Raw genomic sequence first — 3,057 nt, forward strand, 5'->3', positions numbered from 1 at the left:
ACCGCGTTGAAGAGCGTGCTCTTGCCGCAGTTCGGCTGTCCGACGAGGACGAGTCTCACGATTCGACGACGACCTTCCGCGCCAGCCCCCGGCCGATGGCGAACCGCGAGCCGTCGATCTCGACCACGACCGGCCCGCCCAAGGGGCCGCGCACGAGGACGTGGACGGTGACGCCGGGGAGGAGGCCCATGTTGGCCAGGCGCGCCCGAACGTCGCGCCCGCCGTTGATGTCGGTGACCCGCACCGGCGCTCCGGCCGACGCCCTTTCCAACGTGTCCGTCACCAGCGTTCCTCCGCGCGCGGCGCTGCGGGCTTCGACATCTCCCGACACCGGAATGGTAGGTTCACTGAATCCTTGAAGCAATTCGGTCGCAGGCATTTCGCAGGAAAATCGTGAGAAGCGACTCGATGCGCGCTGTTCGCCCGGGGCCGCCCACGTTGCCCAACGTTCAATCCCTTTGTCGCTTCTGCGAACGAAACAGGCTTACCCGCCCGCCCCTCGCGTTTGCCGCCCGCCTCCCGCCGCGCGGGGTCCGCGTCCGCCGTAGGGGAGGCTGGCGCGCCCCGACGGTCGTCGGACCGCGGACGATTCCTCCGCGCCTGCCTCCCGACGTGAACACGCGGAACGTTGCCTTTGGACGTTGAACGGCAAGGTGGTGCGAGGCTCGCGTCCGCCGTAGGGGAGGCTGGCGCGTCCCGACGGTCGTCGGACCGCGGACGATTCCTCCGCGCCTGCCTCCCGACGTGGACCCCGCGGAACGTTGCCCTTCGTCGTGAAAGGCAGGATTGCGCGGAAATCGAGTCGGGCGGCAGGCGCGGTGGGGGCGTCGTTGTTCCGACGAAGATCGTGGCGCGCCAGCCGCCCCTACGTGTTTAACGTGTCCGTGCAAGGCGACGACGCATCCACCGGTCCATAACGTGCCGCACGGCGCGCTACAATGAAACCAGTCGGCGGACGTCCGCCGCGAGGGGGGACGAGATGGGCGTGATCGACGTGAAACGTTTCCGGTCGGCCGTGGCCGCCGTACCGCGGGCCGCGACGCGGCCGGAGCCCGCGGCCTCCCGCCGCTTCGAAGGACAGATCGACGAGTCGCCCGTCGCGACGCGCGCCTTCGGGCAGGTCGTCTGCTTCGTCCAGGAAGGGTTGAAGGACTACGAGGGCTCGACGCCGGAGCTGCTGCGGATCGTCTTCGGGATCCAGCAGGACTGGCGCGCGGCGGCGTGGGTCGCCGTGCACTCGTTCGGCGGGGAGTCGGGAGCGACCGCGGTGCGGCGCTTCCACGGCAAGGACTTCGTCCGCGGCGTACGGGACGTCGCGAAAACGACGGAACGGATCAAGGCCGCGGCCGCGGCGGGACCGGCCGCGACGAACCTCTTCGTGGACGCGCTCTTCGAGCGGCCGAGCCGCGACGCCGGCGCCGACTTCTGCGGGAAGGATCTGCTGCTCTTCTTCTGCCGCGACCGCTCCCTCCGCCTCGCGCAGGATCTAGGAATGCGGGGCTCGAGGCTGCGCCGCCACTGCCTGTGGCTCTTCTTCGAGGACGACGACGCGATGGAACTCCACGGATACCTGCCGCCGCTCCACCCATGAGGACCGCGACGCGCCGGGAAAGCGCGCTTCCGGGACCGCGGCGCAGGGTGCGCCGCGCGAACGGAGCGGCCGGCGCGGGCCCTCGGGAGGAGCTGTGCGCAAGAGCCAACGACGCACGCGTCGCGACCGACGCGGCGCGCCCCGGCGGACCAAGAACCAAAGCGCGCGCCGCCGCGCCGCGCGGCAAACGAAGAGCCGGAGCGCTCGGCGCCGCACTGCGCGGCTGGCGAAGAAGCGGAGAGCGCGCCTCTACCGCGCGCGGTTGGAGCGCCTGTCCGGCGAGTGGTTCGCCCACCACTGTACGGTCCTGAGGCTTCCCGACCGCTACTACGACGACGATGCGGACCCCGCCGAGTTCAAGCCCTCTTGGCGCGAGAGGATCCGTCTCGCCCTCGACGAAGCGAAGCCCGAGTGGCTCGACCGCCTCCTCCGCAAGATCGACGATGCGCGTTGGTGGATTCGGTGCCGCCTCGATCCCCGTCGTCGCCTTCACGTCGTGCCGACCGGGCTGAAGCCCGGCTGCTACGGCGCCGACATGCGGATCCTCCACGCGTCGTTCGAACTGCTCCGGCGATGGTACGAAAAGGTCTCCCCGATGATCCCGTGGGACGACCGGGATCTCCCCGCGCACTACGCGACGCTGCGCGAGCTCTACGTCTGGTGGACGCAGGAACGCGCGGCGGAGATCGCCGCGATGGACGAGGTGATCGAGCGTTCGGGGAACCCGATCGAACTTCAGGAGCAGGGGATCCCGACCGATCCGTGGGAGTCGGTCGCCATCCTCGCGATGCAGGAGGAGTTGGAGGAAAAGGAGGACACGCAGCTCGCGCGGCTCGCGCTGCTGCGCCGACACCTCATCCTCCCGTGAACGGCCGCCGCCGGCGCCCCGCCCTCGCGCGCGGGCGCCGGCGGCTCGCCCCGCGCTTCGCTCCGCGCCCTTGCGCACCGGCGCCGGCGGCACGCCCCGCGCTTGCCGCTCCAAGCGAACGGGCCCGCGCCCCGCGCGCGGCCGTTCGGCGCCACAATGCGCGCGGGGACCCACGGGAAGAGCGCGGCGCCCAGCTTTCGGGGGCGCGCGATGGACATCGAGTTCCACCACGACCTGACCTATCTCGTCGCGGCGCGGGCGGGGTACGCCCCGCGCGACGCGGCGACGATCGCCCACGCCGCGCAGCTCGTGGACGACAACAACGTCCGCTGGGAGATCGGCAAGGGCGGGCCGGACGCGCTCCGCAACTACATCAGCCAGACGATGAACATCGCGCGTCCGCGCCGCGAGCTGTTCCGCGTCTACTGCCTCTTCCACTTCGTTCCCGGCGACCCCACCGCGCCCGCCGCGCAGCGGCGCGACGGCGCGATGCACCGCATGGTCGCGACTCCCGGCGCCGCCCCGGCACGGCGCGCGCTCGCCGCGGCGCGCGCCTCGGGCAACCTCCACCGCGTCGGCGTCGCCGCGCACGCCTTCG

General features: G+C 71.6%; 4 protein-coding genes. 3 read left to right on the plus strand and 1 reads right to left on the minus strand.

Annotated elements, in window-relative coordinates:
* Positions 1-55: 55 nt before the first annotated feature.
* The gene (locus LLG88_11530) at positions 56-283 is read right to left on the minus strand and encodes a ferrous iron transport protein A (GenBank protein MCE5247531.1); all 228 of its coding nucleotides are present in this window, start codon (positions 281-283) and stop codon (positions 56-58) included.
* Between the two features lie 696 nt (positions 284-979).
* On the opposite strand from LLG88_11530, the gene LLG88_11535 reads away from it, so the two are divergent.
* The 3 genes from LLG88_11535 to LLG88_11545 form a co-directional block, all read left to right on the plus strand.
* The gene (locus LLG88_11535) at positions 980-1,591 is read left to right on the plus strand and encodes a hypothetical protein (protein MCE5247532.1); all 612 of its coding nucleotides are present in this window, start codon (positions 980-982) and stop codon (positions 1,589-1,591) included.
* A 262-nt stretch (positions 1,592-1,853) separates the two neighbouring features.
* Positions 1,854-2,459 carry a hypothetical protein gene (locus LLG88_11540; protein MCE5247533.1) on the plus strand — a complete coding sequence of 202 codons (606 nt, stop codon included), beginning with the start codon at positions 1,854-1,856 and terminating at the stop codon, positions 2,457-2,459.
* Positions 2,460-2,669: 210 nt separating this feature from the next.
* Positions 2,670-3,057 (plus strand): hypothetical protein (locus LLG88_11545; GenBank protein MCE5247534.1); only part of this gene is annotated, 388 nt, incomplete at its 3' end.

Source organism: bacterium, assembly GCA_021372775.1.
Lineage (GTDB): Bacteria > Acidobacteriota > Polarisedimenticolia > J045 > J045 > JAJFTU01.